Source organism: Methylobacterium sp. NPDC097929 (genome assembly GCF_049543375.1).
GTDB lineage: Bacteria > Pseudomonadota > Alphaproteobacteria > Rhizobiales > Beijerinckiaceae > Methylobacterium.
In genome coordinates this window covers 1286025-1305578 of the sequence record NZ_JBMVEP010000001.1, presented here as the reverse complement: position 1 = coordinate 1305578, position 19554 = coordinate 1286025, and the positions used below count along the sequence as shown (strand labels likewise).

At 72.8% G+C, this 19554-nt stretch carries 20 protein-coding genes; 11 read left to right on the top strand and 9 right to left on the bottom strand.

Annotation, left to right across the window (positions count from 1 at the left end; all coding sequences use genetic code 11):
• Nucleotides 1–22 precede the first annotated feature (22 nt).
• On the bottom strand, nucleotides 23–814 hold the full coding sequence (locus ACPCJR_RS06190) for a TSUP family transporter (protein ID WP_391511467.1): 792 nt from the start codon (nucleotides 812–814) through the stop codon (nucleotides 23–25).
• A 149-nt stretch (nucleotides 815–963) separates the two neighbouring features.
• Nucleotides 964–1749 carry a class II glutamine amidotransferase gene (locus tag ACPCJR_RS06185; protein WP_391511468.1) on the bottom strand — a complete coding sequence of 262 codons (786 nt, stop codon included), beginning with the start codon at nucleotides 1747–1749 and terminating at the stop codon, nucleotides 964–966.
• 276 nt (nucleotides 1750–2025) lie between these two features.
• Here ACPCJR_RS06185 and ACPCJR_RS06180 point away from each other — a divergent pair, with 276 nt between their 5' ends.
• Nucleotides 2026–2421, top strand: a complete 396-nt coding sequence (locus ACPCJR_RS06180; protein WP_391511469.1) for a response regulator — start codon at nucleotides 2026–2028, stop codon at nucleotides 2419–2421.
• 107 nt (nucleotides 2422–2528) lie between these two features.
• On the opposite strand, the gene rpsU is transcribed toward ACPCJR_RS06180, so the two are convergent.
• Nucleotides 2529–2837, bottom strand: coding sequence for a 30S ribosomal protein S21 (rpsU, locus tag ACPCJR_RS06175; protein ID WP_110351990.1), 309 nt, complete (start codon nucleotides 2835–2837; stop codon nucleotides 2529–2531).
• A gap of 371 nt (nucleotides 2838–3208) precedes the next feature.
• The gene (locus tag ACPCJR_RS06170) at nucleotides 3209–4423 is read right to left on the bottom strand and encodes a polyhydroxyalkanoate depolymerase (RefSeq protein WP_391511470.1); all 1215 of its coding nucleotides are present in this window, start codon (nucleotides 4421–4423) and stop codon (nucleotides 3209–3211) included.
• A 333-nt stretch (nucleotides 4424–4756) separates the two neighbouring features.
• On the opposite strand from ACPCJR_RS06170, the gene ACPCJR_RS06165 reads away from it, so the two are divergent.
• Nucleotides 4757–5413 (top strand): glutathione S-transferase family protein, encoded by a 657-nt coding sequence (locus ACPCJR_RS06165; protein WP_391511471.1) that lies wholly within the window; start codon nucleotides 4757–4759, stop codon nucleotides 5411–5413.
• Nucleotides 5414–5470: 57 nt separating this feature from the next.
• Here ACPCJR_RS06165 and ACPCJR_RS06160 read toward each other — a convergent pair whose 3' ends face one another.
• The gene (locus ACPCJR_RS06160) at nucleotides 5471–6973 is read right to left on the bottom strand and encodes an ATP-binding protein (RefSeq protein WP_391511472.1); all 1503 of its coding nucleotides are present in this window, start codon (nucleotides 6971–6973) and stop codon (nucleotides 5471–5473) included.
• Nucleotides 6970–7692: a response regulator gene (locus ACPCJR_RS06155; RefSeq protein ID WP_110351985.1), complete on the bottom strand. Its 723-nt coding sequence runs from the start codon at nucleotides 7690–7692 to the stop codon at nucleotides 6970–6972. Before ACPCJR_RS06155 ends, ACPCJR_RS06160 begins: the two co-directional genes overlap by 4 nt.
• A gap of 213 nt (nucleotides 7693–7905) precedes the next feature.
• On the opposite strand from ACPCJR_RS06155, the gene ACPCJR_RS06150 reads away from it, so the two are divergent.
• The 5 genes from ACPCJR_RS06150 to ACPCJR_RS06130 all read left to right on the top strand — a co-directional run bounded on the left by ACPCJR_RS06150 (nucleotide 7906) and on the right by ACPCJR_RS06130 (nucleotide 11702).
• Complete coding sequence (locus tag ACPCJR_RS06150; protein WP_391511473.1) at nucleotides 7906–8187, top strand: accessory factor UbiK family protein; 282 nt, start codon at nucleotides 7906–7908, stop codon at nucleotides 8185–8187.
• A gap of 336 nt (nucleotides 8188–8523) precedes the next feature.
• On the top strand, nucleotides 8524–9030 hold the full coding sequence (locus ACPCJR_RS06145) for a YbjN domain-containing protein (RefSeq protein ID WP_110351983.1): 507 nt from the start codon (nucleotides 8524–8526) through the stop codon (nucleotides 9028–9030).
• Nucleotides 9031–9096: 66 nt separating this feature from the next.
• Entirely contained in the window at nucleotides 9097–9951 is an 855-nt protein-coding gene (gene proC / locus ACPCJR_RS06140) for a pyrroline-5-carboxylate reductase (protein ID WP_391511474.1), read from the top strand.
• Nucleotides 9952–10052: 101 nt separating this feature from the next.
• Nucleotides 10053–10889 (top strand): TetR/AcrR family transcriptional regulator, encoded by an 837-nt coding sequence (locus tag ACPCJR_RS06135; RefSeq protein WP_391511475.1) that lies wholly within the window; start codon nucleotides 10053–10055, stop codon nucleotides 10887–10889.
• Between the two features lie 210 nt (nucleotides 10890–11099).
• Nucleotides 11100–11702, top strand: coding sequence for a cytochrome b (locus ACPCJR_RS06130; protein WP_391511476.1), 603 nt, complete (start codon nucleotides 11100–11102; stop codon nucleotides 11700–11702).
• 34 nt (nucleotides 11703–11736) lie between these two features.
• Here the strand turns inward: ACPCJR_RS06130 and ACPCJR_RS06125 are convergent, their stop codons facing one another.
• Nucleotides 11737–12408, bottom strand: coding sequence for a DUF4142 domain-containing protein (locus ACPCJR_RS06125; protein WP_391511477.1), 672 nt, complete (start codon nucleotides 12406–12408; stop codon nucleotides 11737–11739).
• Between the two features lie 267 nt (nucleotides 12409–12675).
• Between ACPCJR_RS06125 and ACPCJR_RS06120 the strand changes: the two genes are divergently transcribed.
• Nucleotides 12676–13152 carry an Hsp20/alpha crystallin family protein gene (locus ACPCJR_RS06120; protein WP_391511478.1) on the top strand — a complete coding sequence of 159 codons (477 nt, stop codon included), beginning with the start codon at nucleotides 12676–12678 and terminating at the stop codon, nucleotides 13150–13152.
• Nucleotides 13153–13381: 229 nt separating this feature from the next.
• Nucleotides 13382–14194 carry a universal stress protein gene (locus tag ACPCJR_RS06115; RefSeq protein ID WP_391511479.1) on the top strand — a complete coding sequence of 271 codons (813 nt, stop codon included), beginning with the start codon at nucleotides 13382–13384 and terminating at the stop codon, nucleotides 14192–14194.
• A gap of 167 nt (nucleotides 14195–14361) precedes the next feature.
• On the opposite strand, the gene ACPCJR_RS06110 is transcribed toward ACPCJR_RS06115, so the two are convergent.
• Nucleotides 14362–15177 carry a universal stress protein gene (locus ACPCJR_RS06110; protein WP_391511480.1) on the bottom strand — a complete coding sequence of 272 codons (816 nt, stop codon included), beginning with the start codon at nucleotides 15175–15177 and terminating at the stop codon, nucleotides 14362–14364.
• The gene (locus tag ACPCJR_RS06105) at nucleotides 15174–15506 is read right to left on the bottom strand and encodes a BON domain-containing protein (RefSeq protein ID WP_391511481.1); all 333 of its coding nucleotides are present in this window, start codon (nucleotides 15504–15506) and stop codon (nucleotides 15174–15176) included. Before ACPCJR_RS06105 ends, ACPCJR_RS06110 begins: the two co-directional genes overlap by 4 nt.
• A gap of 291 nt (nucleotides 15507–15797) precedes the next feature.
• Here ACPCJR_RS06105 and ACPCJR_RS06100 point away from each other — a divergent pair, with 291 nt between their 5' ends.
• On the top strand, nucleotides 15798–16751 hold the full coding sequence (locus ACPCJR_RS06100) for a bifunctional enoyl-CoA hydratase/phosphate acetyltransferase (RefSeq protein WP_391511482.1): 954 nt from the start codon (nucleotides 15798–15800) through the stop codon (nucleotides 16749–16751).
• Between the two features lie 104 nt (nucleotides 16752–16855).
• The gene (locus tag ACPCJR_RS06095; RefSeq protein WP_391511483.1) at nucleotides 16856–19519 is read left to right on the top strand and encodes a cation-translocating P-type ATPase; all 2664 of its coding nucleotides are present in this window, start codon (nucleotides 16856–16858) and stop codon (nucleotides 19517–19519) included.
• The last annotated feature ends 35 nt before the right edge of the window (nucleotides 19520–19554 follow it).

Here is a 19554-nt window from a genome sequence, read left to right as displayed (position 1 = left end):
CGCCCGTAAAGGGCCGACGAGCCTATGAAAAGAACCCGGCCACGGCCTGACGCAACGGGTTGGCCGGATTCGACAGGAGGCGCAGCGCCATCGCGCAGGCGATGACGACGAGGAGCGGGCGGATCAGCCGGGCGCCGAGGCGCACGGCCAGCGCCGAGCCGGCCTGCGCGCCGAGGAAGGCGCCCACCGCCATGGCGAGCCCGACGGGCCAGATCACCGCGCCCTGGAGGGTGAACAGGGCGAGGCTGCCCAGGTTGCTCGCGGCGTTGGAGAGCTTGGTGTGGGCGGTGGCGCGCACCACGCCGAGACCCAGCAGGGTCACGAAGCCGATCATGTAGAACGAGCCCGCGCCGGGGCCGAACACCCCGTCGTAGAAGCCGACCGCCGGCGCCAGCGTCAGGGCGAACAGGCCGGGGGTGATGCGCGCCGCCGCATCCTCGTTGCTCATCCGCCGCGCGGTCGCGAAGTAGAGCGCGATGCCGACGAGCATGAGCGGCACCAGGGCGTCGAGGACGGAGCGCGGCAGCAGGCTGACGCAGAGCGCGCCGCCCACCGAGGCGAGGCCGGCGCCGAGCGCGGCGGGTCCGGCCTCGCGCCAGCGGATCAGCCCGCGCCGGGCGAAGGCGATCGTGGCCGAGACCGAGCCGGCGCTGCCCTGGAGCTTGTTGGTGGCGATCGCGCTCACGGGATCGAGCCCGGCCAGCAGCAGGGCCGGCAGCGTCATCAGCCCGCCCCCGCCCGCGATGGCATCGACGGCACCCGCCACCACGGCCACGCCGAACAGGCCCGCGACCGTCTCGAACTCGATCATCATGGGATTCCAAAGGGCTTTCAGCCCTCTGGTGGGTCGTCAGGGCAGCGCCCTGACGTCGGCGGAGCCGATGTGCAGGGCCTCAGCCCCGCACCCGCGAAAGGACTCGTCCTTTCGAATCCATGACCATGGTTGCTCCGCCCGGACAAGTCTCAGGCGGCGGCCCGCTCCGCGCGCGGTGGGGTGACGCGGGCGCGGGTGCCGCGGCTCGCCCGCAGCGTTCCGCCCTTGGGCACCACTTTCCAGCCCTCCTTGCAGCCGTCGATCGGCTCGGAGACCACGGTGAGGCCGCGCTCGCTCTCGCGATAATAGAGGCTCGGCGGGCGCCCGTCGCAGGCCCAGCGGAAGGCGGTGAGGCTCTCGCCGTCGGTGAGCACGGCGGTGAAGCGGAAGGCCTCGCTGATGCGCGCCTCCTGCATCAGGCCGCGCACGGTGGCGCAGGTCGCCTCCATGGCGCCGACGGGATCGGCGTCGAGGCCGTTGGCCAGCGCCAACAGGAAGATCGCCTCGGAGTCGGTCGAGCCGCGGCGGGTGTCGTACAGCTCGTCCGGGATCATCGCCTCCAGGCGCCGCTTGATCCGGTGATAGCCGCCGATCTGGCCGTTATGCATGAACAGGTGCCGGCCCTGGGCGAAGGGGTGGCAGTTGGCCCGCGTCGTGGCCGTGCCGGTCGCCGCGCGCACATGCGCGAAGAAGGTCCGCGCCCGGACCTGACGGCAGAGGTTCACGAGGTTCTCGTCCGACCAGGCCGGGCAGATGTCGCGGTAGAGGCCGGGCTCGGCGTGCTCGCCGTACCAGCCGATCCCGAAGCCGTCGCCGTTGGTCTCGGTCTTCGCCTCGGCCGCGTGCAGCGACTGGTGGACCAGCGAGTGCGTCGGCGCGCAAACCAGCTCGTTCAGGAAAACCGGCTCACCGAGATAGGCGAGGAAGCGGCACATGGCGGGACGAGAGCCTCCTTTGCGGTCCGGGGCGGGAGATGCAAGGCTCGGTCCGTTCAGACCGCCTCGCGTCGCCGGATCGTAACAATTCGATCGTCAAAGTGAACGATCCGTTAAGGGCGTGGTCCGGAGATCCGGTACGATTGTCCCTGAACCGAACATCCCTCCGCTTGTTGTCGCAGGGAAAGCATCGATCGGCCACCGCCGATTCCGCCGCCGCGCGCCCCTTGCCGGGCGGCTGCTCTCGACCCGTTCGCACAGCATCAGGGAGACATCATGGCTCACGCCCGAACCGCCGACAGCCCGGTCGCGCTCGTCGTGGAGGATGACGAGGCCGCCCGCGACCTCGCGACCGCCCTGATCGAGGAGACCGATCTCGACGTCATCGCCTGTTCGAGCGCCGAGGACGCGCTCGCGATCCTCGAACGCGACGACGTCACCGTCGCGATGGTGATCGCCGACACGCATCTCTCGGGGGTGATGGACGGCGCGGCGCTGGCGCGGACGGTGGAGGATCGCTGGCCGGACGTCCGGCTCGTCGTGACCTCGGAGGCGCGCGAGGCGCGGAATGGGGAGATCCCGCCGCACGCCGTCTACATGCGCAAGCCCTGGCTTCCGCTGGAATTGCTGCGGCAGGCCGAGCGCGCGACGCTCACCGCCCGGGCGGCCTGACGACGCGGCGCCCTGCCCAGCCAACGACAAGGCCCCGCCCGGTCGAACCGGCGGGGCCTTTTCGTATCCGACGCTGCGGGCCGCCGAAAGGGCGGCCGGCGCGGAAATCAGGAGGCGGCGGGCGCCGGAGCGGCGGCGGGAGCGGCCTGCGAGAAGCTCGGGGCGCCGGGGCGGCGCGGGGCGCCGGTACGGGGCTTCGGCTTCGGAGCGGCGATCAGGCCCTCGCGGATCGCGGTCTTGCGGGCCTGCTTGCGGGCGCGGCGGACGGCCTCGGCCTTCTCACGAGCCTTGCGCACGGAGGGCTTCTCGTAGGCCTTGCGCTGCTTCATCTCGCGGAAGATGCCCTCGCGCTGCATCTTCTTCTTGAGGACGCGGAGCGCCTGATCGACGTTGTTGTCGCGAACGAGTACCTGCAACGGAATCAACCCCTGGATCTGTTGTTTCGAACCGCACCGGCCCCGGATCCCCGGCAGAACCGGGAAAAAGCCGTCAGGCGCCCCGATCCCCGGGCTGCATTCCGGGGGAGGCGTCGCGACGGCAGCCGAATCGGTGCGAAAGAATTGCACCTGAGCGCGCGGCATACACGAAGCGCGCCCGGGTTGGAAGTGCGCGAAAGCCTCTCGAAAGCGCCCTGCCGGCCTTGGACCGGGCGGTGCCCGGCTGGCCGCCGCGGATTCCACCCCGGCATCGCGAGGCGAAGCCGGGGCGATCCAGGGCGCGGTGCTGTCCGGAAAGGTCGCGCCCGCGCGTGTTCGGCTGGGCCGCGCAAGGACGGAGAGGGGTCGCTTCAGGCGTGCGAGGCGATGAAGTTGCGCACCAGCGGGTAGGTCAGCGCCTCCCACTTGCGGCCCGAGAACACGCCGTAATGGCCCACCCCGGCTTGAAGGTGGTGGCTCTTCATGTGCGGCGGCAGCCCCGAGCAGAGATCGTGGGCGGCCATGGTCTGGCCGACCGCGCAGATGTCGTCGCGCTCGCCCTCGACCGTCATCAGGGCCGTGCGGCGGATCGCGCCCATGTCGATCCGCTCGCCGCGATAGGTGAGTTCGTTGCGCGCCAGGGTGTAGTCCTGGAACACCGTCTTGACGGTCTCGAGGTAGAACTCGGCGGTGAGATCGAGGACGGCGAAATATTCGTCGTAGAAGCTCTCGACCGCCCGCGCCCGCTCCGTATCGCCCGAGACGTAGTGCCAGAACAGGTCGGAATGGGCGTCCGAATGGCGCTTGGCGTTCATCGAGACGAAGGCGGTCACCTGCATGAAGCCCGGATAGACCCGCCGCCCCGCGCCCTTGTGGCGGCCCGGCACCGTGGCGATCAGGTTCTGCTCGAACCACTCGATCGGCTTGGAATTGGCGAGCGCGTTCACCGAGGTCGGGCTGACGCGGCAATCCACCGGGCCGGCCATCAGCGTCATGCTGCGGGGCTGGGCCGGGTTCTTCGTGTGCGCCATCAGCGCGGTGGCGGCGAGCGCCTGCACCGCGGGCTGGCACACGGCCATGAGGTGGGCGCCCTCGCCGATCGTCTCGAGGAAGCGCACGACGTGATCGACGTAGTCGTCGAAGCCGAAGCGCCCGGCCGAGAGCGGCACGTCCCGGGCGTTGTGCCAGTCGGTGATGTAGACGTCGTGATCGGGCAGGAGCGTGCGCACGGTGCCGCGCAGGAGCGTGGCGAAGTGGCCCGAGAGCGGAGCGAGCACCAGCACCTTGGGCTGGGGGCTGTCGATGTCCTTGCGGAAGCGCAGCAGCGTGCCGAAGGGTGTCGCGAGCACCGGCTCCTCGATCACCGGCACGTCGCGGTTGCCGACCCGCACCGCGTGGATGCCGTAGGCGGGACGGGCGAAGGTGAGCCCGGCGCGCATCATCATGCGCGCGCCCGCCGACCACCACTTGGCGGTGTCGTGCCAGGGCGTGCGCATCCAGGGAGTTGCAGCATCGTGCAGGATGCGGCCCCATTGGCGGGTCTGCCGGGCGATGTCCGACTGGACATCGAAGGCTTGATACAGCATCGGGCGCAACTCCCGCGCACAGTCTCCTGCACGCATCATCCTCTCGCGAACGTCCGGGACGGGCCCGGCTTCGTCCGCCTTGCTTCCCCGGACCGCGTCGGCCGCCCTCACGCCGCGATCCCGGGTTGAACAGGCTAAGCCGTTCAGGATTGGGCGCAACCTATCAAAAGTACATACGGCGCCCTTGTGATGTGGATGCATCACTTTTCATGGGGGCCTCGGGGTGGAAGAATTCTATCGCCGGCCCGCGGCGCACCCGGCACGAGTCTTGAATCGAGTCCTGGATCGCCCTTCCGGCCGCATCGCCGGCGGGCGGATCTCCGGAGGAAGGGCATGGCCGAGGCAACGCTGACGATCTCCAGCCGGAATTATTCTTCCTGGTCTCTGCGCGGCTGGCTGCTCTGCCGGATGGCGGGGCTCGACCTCGCGGTCGAGGTGCTGCCGGGCTCGGACGCCTCGACCCGGGCGGAACTGCTCCACCTCTCGCCCTCCTTCCTGGTGCCGCGGCTGGAGCACGGCGCCATCGTGGTGTGGGACGTGCTCGCCATCGCCGAGTACCTCAACGAGATCCGCCCGGAGGCGGCTCTCCTGCCCGAGGCGCCGGCGGAGCGCGCCCGCTGCCGGGCGGTCTGCGGGGAGATGCATGGCGGCTTCGTCAACCTGCGCTCGGCCCTGCCGATGAACCTGCGCAGCCTCCATCGCGGCTTCCGCATCTTCAACGGCGCCAAGGGCGACATCGAGCGCATCTGCGCGATCTTCGAGGATTGCCTGTCGCGCTCCGGCGGGCCCTACCTGTTCGGCGCGCGGCCGACGCTGGCGGACGCGATGTACGCCCCCGTCTGCACGCGCTTCCGCACCTACGACGTGCCCCTCCCCTTCACCGCCGCGACCTACCGCGACACGATCCTGGCCTGGGACCTGATGAACGAGTGGGCGGCGCTGGCCGAGGCGGAGCCGGAGGAGATCGAGGAACTCGACATGGAGTTCTGAAGGGCGTTCCGAGGCGCCCGCGTCGTCGCGCACGCAGCGCCGGCCGGACGCGGAGCTTCAGGAGGCCGCGCGCCCGGTCCTGCCGGAGCGATCCGCCCTGCCCGGGCGCTCCGAACTGGCCAGCGGCAGTTCGATGCGGGCGCAGAGGCCGCCGCCCGGCCGGTTCTGCAGGCGCAGGCGGCCGCCATGGCCCTCGACGATGGCGAGCACGATCGAGAGGCCGAGGCCGAAGCCGGTCGCCCCGTCGAGGTTGCGGGCACGGTCGCCGCGCACGAAGGGCTGGAGCATGGCGCTGCGCTCGGCGTCGGGGATGCCCGGCCCGTCATCCACCACCTCCACCGCCACGTCGCTCCCCTGCCCGGCCGGCTCCATGGAGAGCCGGGCGCCGCCGCCATACTTCACGGCGTTGTCCACGAGGTTGGTGATCGCCCGCTGCAGGTCGTCGGGCCGCCCGCGCACGAGCACGTGGCGGCTGCGCTCCAGGCTCACCGCCGCCCCGATGTCGCTGAATCCGTCGCAGACCGTCTGCACCACCGAGGCGAGGTCGATCAGCGAGGTCTCGGAATCGGGCTTGGCCCCCTGCCCGTCCCGAACATAGGAGAGCGCGGATTCCACGAGGCCGTTCATCTGGTCGAGGTCGCGCAGGGTCATCTCCCGGGCGCGCTCGTCCTCGATGAACTCGGCCCGCAGCCGCAGGCGGGTGATCGGGGTGCGCAGGTCGTGGCTGATCGCGGCGAGCATCTGCGTGCGGTCGTCGAGCAGCCGCAGCACGCGGGCGCGCATCCGGTCGAGGGCGCGGGCCAGCGCCAGCACCTCCTCCGGTCCGCGCTTCGGAAGCGGCGGCGGCTCCTCGGCCGTGCCGAAGGCCTCCGCGGCGGCCGCCAGCCCGGCCAGCGGCGCGGTGAGCGCCCGCGTGGCCCAGAACGAGAGCAGCGTGAGGCTGAGCCCCAGGAAGGCGAGGGTGAAGATGATCACCCCTTCCGTCGGCGGGCGCGGGTGATCGTCCGGCAGGACCGCCCGCAGCCGCGCGCCCGCGGGCGTGGCGATCCCGATCTGGAGGCCGGTCTCGCTGCGGTTGCGGCCGGGGGCGAGGTCGGTCACCGGCAGCGCGCGCCCGAAGCCGTCGCGCAGGCGCTCGATCAGGGGGTGACGCTCGATCGGCTCCTCCGCCTTCGCCCCGGCCGGCGGCGCGCTGCCGTCCCAGGGCGCGAGGCGCAGGGTCGGCAGGCTGCGGGCGGCGGCCCGGAGGATGCCCTCGCGCTGGTCCGGCTCGGCGGCGTCGAGCAGGCGCGCCACCGTGGAGAGGCGGGTGGCGGCGACGCCCGGCCGCTCGTCCGGCCGCCAGGGCTCGCGCAGGGCCAGCACCGCGACCGCCGCGAGAACGTGCGCGACGAGCAGGGCCGCGACCACGAGGAGGGCGATCTGCCCGGCGGCCTTTTTCGGGCGCGGCCAGGGCGTGCGGAGCCACGGGGTGCGGAGCCTGGGCAGGCGCGGCCCGGATCGGCGCCGCGCGGGGGCGTCGCCGGCGGCTGGCTCGGGCGCGGTTCGTGCGGGGCTCATGAGCGGCCGATCTCCGGCGCGAACAGGTATCCGCCCGAGCGGATGGTGCGGATGATCTCGGGGTTGCGCGGGTCGCGCTCGATCTTCTGGCGGATGCGCGAGACCAGCACGTCGATGCTGCGCTCGAACGGCCCGGCCGCCCGCCCCTGGGTCAGGTCGAGGAGCTGGTCGCGGGAGAGCACCCGGCCCGGGCGCAGGCACAGCGCGTGCAGCAGGTCGAACTCGGCCCCCGTGACGGCGATGCGCGCCCCTTCCGGGCTCAGCACCTGCCGCAGGCCCACGTCGAGGGTCCAGCCGGCGAAGTGAAAGCGGCGCACGCCGTCCCCGTCCTGCGGCTCGGCGCCCTTGCGCCGCAGGATCGCCCGGATGCGGGCCAGGAGTTCGCGCGGGTTGAACGGCTTGCCGAGATAATCGTCGGCGCCGATCTCGAGCCCGACGATCCGGTCGATCTCTTCCGACTTCGCCGTGAGCATCAGGATCGGGACCTGCGAGGAGGCCCGCAGGCGTCGGCACAGGCTCAGGCCGTCCTCGCCGGGCAGCATCAGGTCGAGCACGATGAGATCGACCCGCGCATCGGCCAGCACCCGGTCCATCTCGCGCCCGTCGCCGGCCAGACTCACCCGGCAGTCGTTGGCGCGCAGGTAGCGCGCCACCAGCGCGCTGATCTCGCGGTCGTCCTCGACGACGAGGATGTGGGGCGTCGGCAGGTTCGTGGTCATGACACGACAGTCTTACGCCCGCTCGCACCCCGGCCGAAAGCACGGGCGCGGCGCGCGATTGTAAGCGCCCGTTTCCCATGCGCCCCGGGACATGCTCGGTAACAATCCGATCCGGCGGGAAGTCGCTCGATTGCCCTGGCAGGCGCCGATTCTTATGTCGGGACGACGTGCTCGACCGGTTCGGGCGCGGGAGGAGACCCGAAGGAGACCCCCATGCAGAGCTCGAACCGCCTTTTCGACGACGTCGCCCGCCTGTTCACCGACGCCGCCGGGGCGGCACAGGGGGTGCGCCGCGAGGCCGAGACGATGTTCAAGGGACAGGTCGAGCGCCTGATCCGCGACATGGACGTGGCGACCCGCGAGGAGGTCGACGTGCTGCGCGACCTCGTGGCCGCCCTGCGCAGCCAGAACGACGCCCTGGCCGCCCGGGTCAGCGCCCTGGAGGCCCGGCTCGGGGCCGAGGCGGGGGGCGCCGGCAGCACGGAATCGGTCTGAGCAGCGGCGCGACGTCGCCGGGTAGTCATCGAAGACTCACCCTGAGGGAAAACGCGGAATCCGGATTTCTTTGCACAGGAAGCAGCGGTGGATAGTCGCGTTGCCCACCGCTGATGCCGGGACGACGCTTTGAAGCCCGCGGGGGCCGCGGGCTATAAACGGAGCGAAGTTGATTCGCCCCGGTGGACAGGTGGAACCGAACCCCGGGCCCGTGAAATCTGATGGAAACCCTCCGCAGGACGGAGCTCGACGGGGTTTGCCGCAAACCCCGTCACGGCCCTGCTTTGCCCGCCGGCCCGATCGATGCGCTCGACCGGACCGACAACTTGGATCGCCATGACCCAGCTCAGCCTCATCGAAGACACCGACCGGCCCGAGCACCCCATCGACGTCGTCGAGCGCCTCGCCTCGCTGCGCGACTGGATCTTCGACCGGATCGAGACCGACGAGATGTCCGTCTCGGTGGCGGGGCGCTGGGCCGAGTACCACGTCGCCTTCACGTGGATCGAGGAGGTCGAGGCGCTGCACGTGGCCGCCGCCTTCGACCTGAAGGTGCCGGAGCGGCGCCGGGCCGAGATCCTGCGGCTCGTCTCCCTCGTCAACGAGCAGCTCTGGATCGGCCATTTCGACCTGTGGTCGTCCGACAGCGTGGTGATGTTCCGCCACTCGCTCCTGCTCACCGACGGCATCGCTCCGACGCAGGGGCAGTGCGCCATGATGATGAAGACGGCCACCGATGCCTGCGAGCGCTACTTCCAGGCGTTCCAGTTCGTGCTCTGGGCCGGCCGGAGCGCCCGCGAGGCCCTGGACGCGGTGCTGTTCGAGACCGAGGGCGAGGCCTGACCCCGGCCCCGAGACCGTTCTCGAAGCACCCTTGATCCCGCGCGCTCGCGATGGGATCGAGGGGCCATGACGCAGGATTACGCCCCGCCCGCCCCCGGCCTCGAACCCGAGGCCGCCTTCCCCACGCCCCTGGTGCTGGCCGGCGCCGGCAAGATGGGCTCGGCCCTGCTGCGGGGCTGGCTCGCGGGCGGGCTCGATCCCGCCGCGGTGAGCATCGTCGATCCGCACCCCTCCCCCGAGATCGCCGCGCTCTGCGCCGAGCGGGCCTTGCGCCTCAATCCTGCGACGGCGAGCCCGGCCGGCGCGCTGGTGCTCGGCATCAAGCCGCAGGCGCTGGACGAGGCGGCCGCCGCGCTGGGCGCCTGGATCGGCCCGGACACCCTCGTCGTCTCGATTCTCGCCGGCAAGACCATCGCCGACCTCAAGCGCCGCCTGCCGGGCGCCCGCGCGGTGGTGCGCGCCATGCCCAACCTGCCCGCCAGCATCGGCCGGGGCGCGACCGGCGCCGTCGGCAGCCCCGAGGTCGGGGCGTCCGCGCGGGCCGGCGCGCAGGCGCTGCTGGCCCGTTCCGGCCTCGTCGCCTGGCTCGAGGACGAGGCCTTGATCGACGCGGTGACCGCGGTCTCGGGCTCGGGGCCGGCCTACGTCTTCCTGCTGGCCGAGGCGCTGGCCGAGGCGGGCGTGGCGGCGGGTCTGCCGCCGGCGCTGTCCGCGCAGCTCGCCCGCGCCACCGTGGCGGGGGCCGGCGCCCTGCTCGACGCCGATGCCCGCGAGGCCGGGCAGCTGCGCCGGGACGTGACCTCGCCGGGCGGCACCACGGCGGCGGCGCTCGACGTGCTGATGCGCGAGGGCGGCCTGCCCGGCCTCATGCGCGAGGCCGTCGCGGCGGCCCGGCGCCGGGCGGGCGAACTGTCCGGCTGAGCCCGCGCGGCGCGCCTCCGGGGAGCGATGCGATCGGCCGCGGGTTCAAGCCCGCCGCCCGGCCCCTACATGAAGGGGGAACCGAACACGGAGCACGGATCATGGAAGCGGCCCCCGAGCCCACATCCGGCGGCGAGTCCGACACCGGCAAGTCCGACACCAGCAAGCCCGACGCGGCCAAGAATGGGTCGGGCAAGTCCGACACGGGCAAGTCGGACACGGGCAAGTCCGCCTCTTCGACGGCGGGCAAGGGCAAGCCCAACCCGCGCGAGGCCGCGGTCGAGGCGCTGATGCGGCTGGCCGCCGAGCAGCCCTGGAACGACATCGAGGTCGGCGACATCGCCCGGGAGGCGGGCCTGAGTCTTGCCGAACTGCGCGAGCTGTTCCCGTCGAAGGGCGCCGTGCTCGGCGGCCTGTCGCGGATCATCGACCGCGCCGTGCTGGAGGCCGACAGCAGCGACCTTGCCGACGAGCCGGCCCGCGAGCGCCTGTTCGACGTGCTGATGCGCCGCCTCGACGCGATGACGCCCTACAAGCCGGCCCTGCGGCGCATCGCCTTCGCCCTGCGCGGCGATCCCCTGTCGATGCTGGCGCTCAACGGCGTTGCCCTCAATTCCCACCGCTACATGCTGGCGGCGGCCGGCATCGACACGGAGGGGCCGCTCGGCCGGCTCAAGATCCAGGGTACGGTGATCGCCTTCGCCCGCACCGTCGAGGTCTGGCTGGAGGACGAGGATCCGGCGCTCGCCCGCACCATGGCCACGCTCGACCGCGAGATCCGCCGCGGCGAGACGTTCATGGAGCGTGCCGACGACGCCCGCCGCCTCACGGCGCCGCTGCGCGCATTGGGCCGCGCCCTGATGGAGCGCCGCCCCCGCCGCGACCGAACACCCCCGGCGGACGACGCCGAGGAGCGCGACCCGGCCGCAGCGATCTGAGCGGCGCAATCAGGGCGGCCGGGCCGTCTTGCCCGGTCGGTCTTGCCCGGTCTTGCCCGGCGGCAAGGCGCAGACAGATCGTTTGCGCCGCGGCTTGCGTCCACGGTGACGGGGCCGCCGTGACGCGTTGCGAAATGTGATCTCGCGCAAGGTCGAAGCAACCAAGCCTTGTACGAGTTAAATCTCCTGAACCGACGGGAGACATCCGACATGGCCACGACCACCGCCCCCGGAGCCGCTCCGGCCTCCGCTCTGCCGCGCTACACCCGCACGGCGCAGGCGCTGCACTGGCTGACCTCGGCCCTCGTCCTCGCCGTGCTGCCGCTGGCCTGGGTGGCCACGAGCCTCGCCCGGGACGCGGCGGCCAAGCCGGTCCTGTTCCAGTTCCACAAGTCGGTCGGGATCACGATCTTCGCGCTGGTGGTGGCGCGCCTGCTGTGGCGCGCCTTCAACCCGCCCCCGCCGGAGGCGAACGTGCCGGCGGGGCTCGCCCTGATCGGACGGGTGAGCCACTGGCTGCTCTACGCGGTATTCCTGCTCATGCCAGTGAGCGGCTTCCTGCTCAGCGCCTTCAACGGCAGCACGACGCAGTTCTTCTACCTTTTCCCCATTCCCGGTTTCGAGAAGAACGAGGGGCTGCGCACCCTCTTCCAGTCGATGCATCTGGCCGGGCAATGGGCGGTCTACGCGCTGGTGTTGCTGCACGTCGCCAGCACCGCGTGGCACGTCGCGATCCGCCGGGACGGCCTGCTCGACCGGATGCTGCCCGAGCAGCATCCGGAGCGTCATGCGCGCCGGGCGACGGAGGTCTGAGGCCCGTAGCCCGGCCGGTCGCGCCCGCGCGGGCTCAGCCCTCGCGGCCGCCGCCCATCGTCGCCTGCATCCGCGAGAGCTGCGCGATGTGCCGCCGGATCAGCGGGATCGTGCTCGCCGCGATGCGGCGCAGCCCGGGGTCCTCGCCGGCCTGCGCGTAGGAGCCGTGGATGGCGAGCGCCTCCTGGTGTCCCTGGAGCGAGGCGTTGACGAACATGGCGTCGTATTCGGGGCCGCCCGGCATGCCGGAGAGCCGCGAGAGGATCTGCGCCTTCTGCTCGTCCGTGGTCATGCCGCCGGGCGGAGGCGCGCCGAGCACGCCGCCGACCACACCGCCCACGGCCCCCACGGTCGCTCCCGCGACGGCGAGCGGCGCGGCCACCAAGCCGCCGACGAGCCCGCCCGGTCCGGGAGGCGCCCCGGCCGCCATCGGTCCGGCCGCGCCGAGATAGGGGTCGAGCTTGCGCGCGACATCGACCTGCTCCGTGACCTCGGCCCGGCTGAACGCCTTCACCCGCGGGTTGCGGGTCTTGGCGTGGGCGTCGCGCGCCGTGTTCTCGAGGAACAGGCCGCCCTTCGTCGCCATGGCGAGGTAGACGGGCGTCGGAACGGTGCCGCCCGGCCCCGGCTGGGCCAGGGCGGTGCGGGTGACGGCCAGCGCCGCCGTCGCGGTCAGCAGGGTCGTCAGAAAGTCACGGCGATGCATGGGTTCGGGTCTCCCGGTCCGGACAACGACTCCCGAGCCCCGGTTTCCATCTGCGGCGCGGGCGTATGACGCCGAAACCTTGGCGGAATCGGCAATGTTCCGGCCCTCTCTCCCCGCATGAACATCATCGAATACGCTGCACGGACGCTCGATCCGTGGTCGAGAACCGTGGCGGCGCGCGCTTGATCCAGCTCAACGCTCGGTCGGCGGCCCGGCGCTAAGGATCGTCGGGCGGCTCGGGCTGAGCCGCCTGACGGGAGTCGGTCCATGAATCTCAGATCTCTCCTCACCCTCGGCGACCGCTTCAACGGAACCTCGGCCAACGGCCCCTCCGTGATGCTCCCCCTGCAGCGCGGGGCCGACGCGATCTTCGGCGATCTCCGCTCCGGCCTGCCGCAACTCCTGCAGGACATGGCCGTGCCGCGCATGGACGTGGTCGAGAAGGACGGACATCTCGAGGTGACGGCCGAACTGCCCGGCCTCACCCGCGACGACGTCAAGATCGAGCTGGCCGACGACACGCTCATCATCAGCGGCGAGAAGCGGCAGGAGAGCGGGTCCAAGGATTCCCGCAGGATCACCGAGCGCTCCTACGGCGCCTTCGTGCGCAGCCTGGAACTGCCCGCGGGCATCAAGGCGGAGGACATCGAGGCGAGCATCGACAAGGGCGTCCTGACCGTGAAGCTGCCCATGGCCGCGGTGAAGCCCACCGAGGCCAAGCGCATCGAGATCAAGGCCTCCTGATCCGGCTCACGCTCGATCCAAGCGGGAGCCGTATCGGCAAGCCCGCGCGGCGCCTGAGCGAAGCCCAGATCCGCCATCCCGAAGGGACCAACCGGATTGGGTATGAGGCGCCTCACGACCGGCCCCGGCCGCCGCCGCGCGGCCGGAGCGCACCGAAACGAGGGCCGGGGGGAACCCGATCCGAGCGGATCGGGCACGGCGCCGTCCCGCTCCAGATCGGAGATGTGCCATGACCTTCGCCAGCATCATGGTGGCCGTCGATCTCGGCCCGCAGGCGCGCGACCGCGTGCGGCTGAGCGGCCACCTCGCCGACGCCTTCCAGGCGCGTCTCATCGGCGTGGCCGCCGAGACGCCGGCCTACGCGGTCCCGCCGGTGGGCCCGACGCCCGGCAGCGCCTTCGCCCTGTCGGCCTCGAGCGAGGCCGTGCTGCAGGATCTCAAGCGCGCGCACGCGGCCTTCGAGGAGGCGGCCGGGCCGCGCGACCGGGTCGAGTGGCGCTCGAACCTCGACTTCCCCCTGCCCTTCCTGATCGCCCAGGCCGCCGCGGCCGACCTCGTCGTGGTCGGGAGCAGGGACGAGGCCGGCGCCGGGCTCTTCGCGGTCGATCCGGGCGACGCCGTGATGCATCTGGGCCGGCCCGTCCTCGTCGTGCCCCCGGAGGTCGATCATTGCGACGCGCGCCACGTCGTGGTGGGTTGGAAGAACACCCGGGAGGCGCGCCGGGCCGTTCGCGACGCCCTGCCCTTCCTCAAGCGGGCGGCGCAGGTCGTCGTCGTCTCCGTCGACGAGGGCGACGGGGCGGCACAGGTGCGGGACGTGCTGGGCTTCCTGGAGGCCCACGCGGTCCCCGTCACCGCCCTGCAGCGGGAGAGCGGCGGCGCGCGGGTCGGGACGGTGCTGGTCGAGGCGGCCTCGGAGCACGGGGCCGACCTCGTCGTCACGGGCGCCTACGGCCACACCCGCCTGCGCGAATGGGCCTTCGGCGGCGTCACCCGCGACCTGCAGGCCGGGGCACCGATCTGCTGCCTGATGAGCCACTGATACGATTTCCGTTTGATCGCTTCGGTCTCTTCCCTCGTCCTTGCGAGGCTCAGCGAAAGCAATCCGGGGCTCCGTCCCTTCCGGACAGGTCGCGCTCCGGGTCGCTTCGGCTCCGCCTCGCGATGACGGAGGGGGGCCAAACCCGAAGCGATCGACCGGAAACGGTCTCAATGGCTCATCAGGCAGCAGACGGAGGTCGTGCGCAGCATCTCGCGGGTGACGCCGCCGAAGATCCACTCGCGCAGGCGGCCGTGGCCGTAGGCGCCCATCACGATCAGGTCCGCTCCCTCGCGCTCGGAAAAGCGCAGCAGCGCGTCGGCGGGGCCGAGGGTCGGGCGCGGCAGCAGGTGCGTGGTGGCCTCGCAGCCATGCCCCACCAGATAGGCGGCCGTGCCCTCGGCGCCCTCGTGGCGCGCGTCCGGCCCGACGGCCACCACGAAGGCCCGCTCGGCCCGGGTCAGGAACGGCAGGGCGTCGTGCACGGCCCGGCGCGCCTCGCGCGTGTCCTTCCAGGCCACGACGATCCGCTTGCCCGAGAGGCGCGCGAGGCCCGGCGGGACCACGAGCACCGGCCGGCCGACCGCCATCAGCAGGGCGCCCGAGGGCACGGCCAGCAGGCCCGGATCGCCGTCCGCCGGCCCCTGGCGGCCGACGACCACGAGGTCGGCCCTGCGCGCGCCCTCGACGAGGACGCTCAGCGGCGGGGCCAGCGCCGCGTGCCAGTCCGTCCTCGGCGCCGCGCCCGCCGCCCGTTCGAACAGGGTCCCGGCCTGCGCGATCTGCTCGCGGGCCAGACGTTCCTCCTCCTCGAAGATCCGCTCGATCGCCAGGGTGTCGTCGGCGAGCATCGGCGCCAGGATCTCGCGCGCGGCCACGCCCGTCAGCGTCGCCCCGAACCGCTCGGCGAGGGCGGCGGCCAGCCGGACACGGTCGGTCGCCGCGTCCCCGAGGTCGAGCGAGACGACGATGTTGGAGAGTGTCATGACGGCCTCCCGAGCCCGGTCGCGCGCCTCGTTCCGCCGGCGGGATCTCCGATGAGGCCGGACATCGCGCGCCCGATCCGCAGGGCCAGCGCCTCGTCGCCGATCTCGGGCGCCTCCGGGTAGCGGACCTCGATCCGCCCGAGCACGGTGCGCACGCCGCGAACCCGGAAGGCGACGCGCTCGGCGATGCATTTCTCGGCGAAGTTCCGGACATCGCCCGTCAGCGTCACGACGCCGTTCTCGACGCTGACGCCGATCCGCTCCGCATCGATCAGGGGCGCGTTCCGCAACTCGGCGAGCACGTGCCGGCGTACGGTGATGTCGTCCATCGCCCGTCTCCTCGGTTCGATCGGGGATGCGGGGCGCCGGCACGCGGCGCCGCGCCCGGACCCGCGGGAACGCGCCGCCCCGGGATCGTCCGGCGCGCCCGTCCCGGCCGATCCGGCCGACGGGAGCCATCCTGCCGCGCCGCCCCCGGAGCGCCTTGATCCACCTCAAGGGTCCCGCCTCCTCCGGACCCACAGGCGTCCGAGAGCGATGCCGCCCTGGGTTGCGGTGGATCAACGCCGCCGCCTCCGGGACAGGACAGCATCGCGGCAGACACGCACCCGGAGCCCGTCATGACCCGGCCCGCCTCCACCGCGCTCGCAGGCATCCGCCGCCCCCTCGTCGGCCTCGTCGCGGAGCGCGGTCAGGGGCTCGACCCGATCCGCATGGCCGTGATCCACCCTTGCGACGCCGTCTCCTTCGTCGGGGCGATCAAGGCCTGGGAGGCGGGCCTGATCGAACCGGTGCTGGTGGGGCCGGAGGGCAAGATCCGGGCGGTGGCGGGATCGGTCGGGGTCGGCCTCGACGGGATCGAGATCGTCGACGCCCCCCACAGCCACGCGGCGGCCGAGGCGGCGGTGGCGCTCGCCGCCGCCTGCGAGGTCGCGGCCCTGATGAAGGGCGCGCTCCATACCGGGGAGGTGATGGCGGCTGCCCTGCGCAAGGGGACCGGCCTGAGGACGGAGCGGCGCATGAGCCACGTCTACGCGCTCGACGTGTCGCACCATCCCCGCCCGCTCTTCGTGACGGATACGGGCGTCAACATCGCGCCCTCGCTCGACGACAAGCGCGACATCGTCCAGAACGCGATCGACCTGTGCCACGCCCTCGGCATGGCCGAGCCCAAGGTCGCGGTGCTCTCCGCCATCGAGACCATCACCCCCCGGATCGCCTCGACCCTCGACGCCGCCGCCCTGTGCAAGATGGCCGAGCGCGGCCAGATCACCGGCGGCCTCGTCGACGGGCCGCTCGCCCTCGACAACGCCGTGTCCGGGCTGGCGGCGGCGACCAAGCACATCGTCTCGCCCGTGGCCGGCCAGGCGGACGTGCTCGTCGCCCCCGATCTCGTCTCGGGAAACATGCTGGCCAAGCAGCTGATCTACCTCGCCGGGGCCGACGCCGCCGGGCTGATCCTCGGCGCGCGGGTGCCCATCGTCCTGACCAGCCGGTCCGACGGGGAGGAGGCCCGGGTCCTGTCCTGCGCCATCGCCCAGCTCCTGGCGCATCATCGCAGCCGGCCCGCCTGAGGGCGTCGGAGGGGCGTCGAGGGGACGTTGATCCGGATCATGGCGCGGCGCGCGGCGCGCTCCATCCTCGCGGCATGAGCCCGTCCTCTCCCCAGCCCCAGCCCTTGCCCGACGCCGACGGCGCCCCGCCCGCGGGCTGGCACGCCCTCGACATCGAGGCGGTGCGCCGCCGGCTGGCCTGCGGCGCGGGCGGCCTCACGAGCGCCGAGGCGGCACGGCGCCTGCGCCGCCACGGTCCGAACCGCCTGCCGGAGCCGCCGCGGCGCGGGCTCGGGCGCATCGTGCTGGCCCAGATCGCGAGCCCGCTGATCCTGCTCCTGCTGGCCGCGGCCGCCGTCGCCGCCGCGCTCGGCGATCTCAAGGACGCGGCCTTCATCGCCCTGGTGCTCGTCATCAACACGGCCATCGGCACGGCCCAGGAGGCCAGGGCCGAGGCCAGCGCCGCCGCCCTGAAGCGCGCGATCCAGGCCTCCGTGCGCGCCCGGCGGGACGGCGCGGTCCGGCGCATCGACAGCGCCGAACTCGTGCCCGGCGACACCGTGCTGGTGGAGGCGGGCGAGCGCGTCCCGGCCGACCTGCGGCTGGTCTCCGGGGTCGAGCTGCAGGCCGACGAGGCCTCGCTGACCGGCGAATCCCTGCCCGTGGACAAGCGGGCCGGGGCCGTCACGCCGGAGGGGACGGCCCTGGGCGACCGGCTCGGCATGCTGCATGCCGGCACGACGCTGCGGCGCGGGCACGGCGAGGGCCTCGTGGTCGCCACGGGGCGCGACACCGAGATCGGGCGGATCGCCCAGGCCCTGGCGGAGCCGGCCACCCAGCCGCCGCTGATGCGCCGCCTCGACCGCTTCAGCCGGGTTCTGGGGCTGATCACGCTCGGGCTCGTCGGCCTGATGATGGCGATCCAGGTCGCGGCGGGCACGCCCCTGCGCGAGACCTTCTTCGTCGCCGTGGCGCTCGCCGTCTCGGTCATTCCCGAGGGCCTGCCGGTCGCCGTCACCGTCGCCCTCTCCATCGCCAGCCGCCGCATGGCCCGGCGGCACGTCATCGTGCGCCAGCTCCCCGCTGTGGAGGGGCTCGGCGCCTGCACCGTCGTCGCGACCGACAAGACCGGGACCCTGACGCTCAACCGCCTCACCGCCCGGCGCGTCTGGCTGCCGGGCCTGGGCGAGGTCGCCCGCGACGGCGCCGCGCCCCCGGGCGAGGGGCTCGCCGCCCTCGAACGCTCCGCCGTGCTGTGCAACGACGCGACCGTCGACCCCTCCCTCGGCGCGGCGGGCATGAGCGGCGACAGCGTCGATATCGCCCTGCTCGAACGCGCCCGCGCCGACGGCCTCGACCCGGCCGCCCTGCGGACGGCCTGTCCGCGGCTCGCCGAGATCCCGTTTGCGGCCGAGCGCCGCTACGCCGCGAGCCTCAACCGGGACGGCGACGGCCTGCGCCTGCACGTGAAGGGGGCCGCGGAAGCCCTGGCGCCGCTCTGCCGGGGGCCTGACGCCGCCGACATCCTCGCCGCCGCCGAGCGGATGGCGGCGCAGGGCTACAAGGTGCTGGCGATCGCGACCCGGCCGGTGAGCGGACAGGCCCACGCGCACGCCGCCGCGCTCGAATCCGAGCTGTCGGATCTGACGCTGCTGGGCCTCGTCGGATTCATCGATCCGCTCCGGCCCGAGGCGAAGGAGGCGGTGGCGGCCTGCCGCCGGGCGGGCGTGGCGGTGAAGATGGTGACCGGCGACCACGCGGCCACGGCGCTCGCCATCGCCCGGGATCTCGGCATCGCCGGGGAGGAGGGCCGCGCGGTCACCGGCGGGCATCTGCGCGCCGCCGCGGGCGATCCGGCCGCGCAGGCGCGGCTTGCCGAGGCCGCCGTGTTCGCCCGGGTCGAGCCGGCGCAGAAGGTGGAGATCGTCGAGCTGCTGCAGGCGGCCGGCCACGTCGTGGCCATGACCGGCGACGGGGTCAACGACGCCCCCGCCCTGAAGCGGGCCGATCTCGGGGTCGCCATGGGGCGCGGCGGCACCGACGTGGCCCGCGACGCGGCCGACCTCGTGCTGACCGACGACAACTTCGCCTCCGTGGTGGCCGGCATCGAGGAGGGGCGCGCGGCCTACGCCAATATCCGCAAGGTGATCTACCTGCTCATCAGCACGGGTGCGGCCGAGGTCATGCTGTTCCTGCTCGCGGTGGCGACCGGCCTGCCGGTGCCGCTCACCGCCGTGCAGCTGCTCTGGCTGAACCTCGTCACCAACGGGGGCCAGGACGTGGCGCTGGCCTTCGAGCGGCGCGAGGCCGGGATGCTGGACCGGCCACCCCGGCGCCCGGACGAGCCGATCTTCGACCGGCTGATGCTGCGCGAGACGGCGGTCTCGGGGCTCTATACGGGCGCGGTCGCCTACGCCGTCTTCGCCCTCGCGCTGTCGCAGGGCTGGAGCGAGGAGGCGGCCCGCACCGGGCTCCTGTTCCTCATGGTGCTGTTCGAGAACGTGCACGTCTTCAATTGCCGCTCCGAGACGCTCTCCGCCTTCCGGGTGCCGCTGCGCCACAATCGCTGGCTGATCGTGGCCGTGGTGGCGGCGCAGTCGCTCCACATCGCCGCCGCCTACATCCCGGGCCTGCGCGAGGTGCTGCAGATCGAGCCGATCTCGCCGGGCCTGTGGCTGGGGCTGGCCGCCCTCGCCCTCTCGATCCTGCCGATGATGGAACTCGACAAGGCCCTGCGCGCCCGCGCCCAGCGGCGGGGCAGGTCCGCGGCTGGTCCCGAACCGCGCTGAGCCTCATTTTACGCGAAACGCTGGTCGGCGAACCG

What these genes read in the sequence shown, in the direction of transcription:
- ACPCJR_RS06190 (WP_391511467.1), bottom strand. Translation starts at nt 814, where the DNA reads ATGATGATCGAGTTCGAGACGGTCGCGGGCCTGTTCGGCGTGGCCGTG.
- ACPCJR_RS06185 (WP_391511468.1), bottom strand. Translation starts at nt 1,749, where the DNA reads ATGTGCCGCTTCCTCGCCTATCTCGGTGAGCCGGTTTTCCTGAACGAG.
- ACPCJR_RS06180 (WP_391511469.1), top strand. Translation starts at nt 2,026, where the DNA reads ATGGCTCACGCCCGAACCGCCGACAGCCCGGTCGCGCTCGTCGTGGAG.
- ACPCJR_RS06170 (WP_391511470.1), bottom strand. Translation starts at nt 4,423, where the DNA reads ATGCTGTATCAAGCCTTCGATGTCCAGTCGGACATCGCCCGGCAGACC.
- ACPCJR_RS06165 (WP_391511471.1), top strand. Translation starts at nt 4,757, where the DNA reads ATGGCCGAGGCAACGCTGACGATCTCCAGCCGGAATTATTCTTCCTGG.
- ACPCJR_RS06160 (WP_391511472.1), bottom strand. Translation starts at nt 6,973, where the DNA reads ATGAGCCCCGCACGAACCGCGCCCGAGCCAGCCGCCGGCGACGCCCCC.
- ACPCJR_RS06155 (WP_110351985.1), bottom strand. Translation starts at nt 7,692, where the DNA reads ATGACCACGAACCTGCCGACGCCCCACATCCTCGTCGTCGAGGACGAC.
- ACPCJR_RS06150 (WP_391511473.1), top strand. Translation starts at nt 7,906, where the DNA reads ATGCAGAGCTCGAACCGCCTTTTCGACGACGTCGCCCGCCTGTTCACC.
- ACPCJR_RS06145 (WP_110351983.1), top strand. Translation starts at nt 8,524, where the DNA reads ATGACCCAGCTCAGCCTCATCGAAGACACCGACCGGCCCGAGCACCCC.
- proC (WP_391511474.1), top strand. Translation starts at nt 9,097, where the DNA reads ATGACGCAGGATTACGCCCCGCCCGCCCCCGGCCTCGAACCCGAGGCC.
- ACPCJR_RS06135 (WP_391511475.1), top strand. Translation starts at nt 10,053, where the DNA reads ATGGAAGCGGCCCCCGAGCCCACATCCGGCGGCGAGTCCGACACCGGC.
- ACPCJR_RS06130 (WP_391511476.1), top strand. Translation starts at nt 11,100, where the DNA reads ATGGCCACGACCACCGCCCCCGGAGCCGCTCCGGCCTCCGCTCTGCCG.
- ACPCJR_RS06125 (WP_391511477.1), bottom strand. Translation starts at nt 12,408, where the DNA reads ATGCATCGCCGTGACTTTCTGACGACCCTGCTGACCGCGACGGCGGCG.
- ACPCJR_RS06120 (WP_391511478.1), top strand. Translation starts at nt 12,676, where the DNA reads ATGAATCTCAGATCTCTCCTCACCCTCGGCGACCGCTTCAACGGAACC.
- ACPCJR_RS06115 (WP_391511479.1), top strand. Translation starts at nt 13,382, where the DNA reads ATGACCTTCGCCAGCATCATGGTGGCCGTCGATCTCGGCCCGCAGGCG.
- ACPCJR_RS06110 (WP_391511480.1), bottom strand. Translation starts at nt 15,177, where the DNA reads ATGACACTCTCCAACATCGTCGTCTCGCTCGACCTCGGGGACGCGGCG.
- ACPCJR_RS06105 (WP_391511481.1), bottom strand. Translation starts at nt 15,506, where the DNA reads ATGGACGACATCACCGTACGCCGGCACGTGCTCGCCGAGTTGCGGAAC.
- ACPCJR_RS06100 (WP_391511482.1), top strand. Translation starts at nt 15,798, where the DNA reads ATGACCCGGCCCGCCTCCACCGCGCTCGCAGGCATCCGCCGCCCCCTC.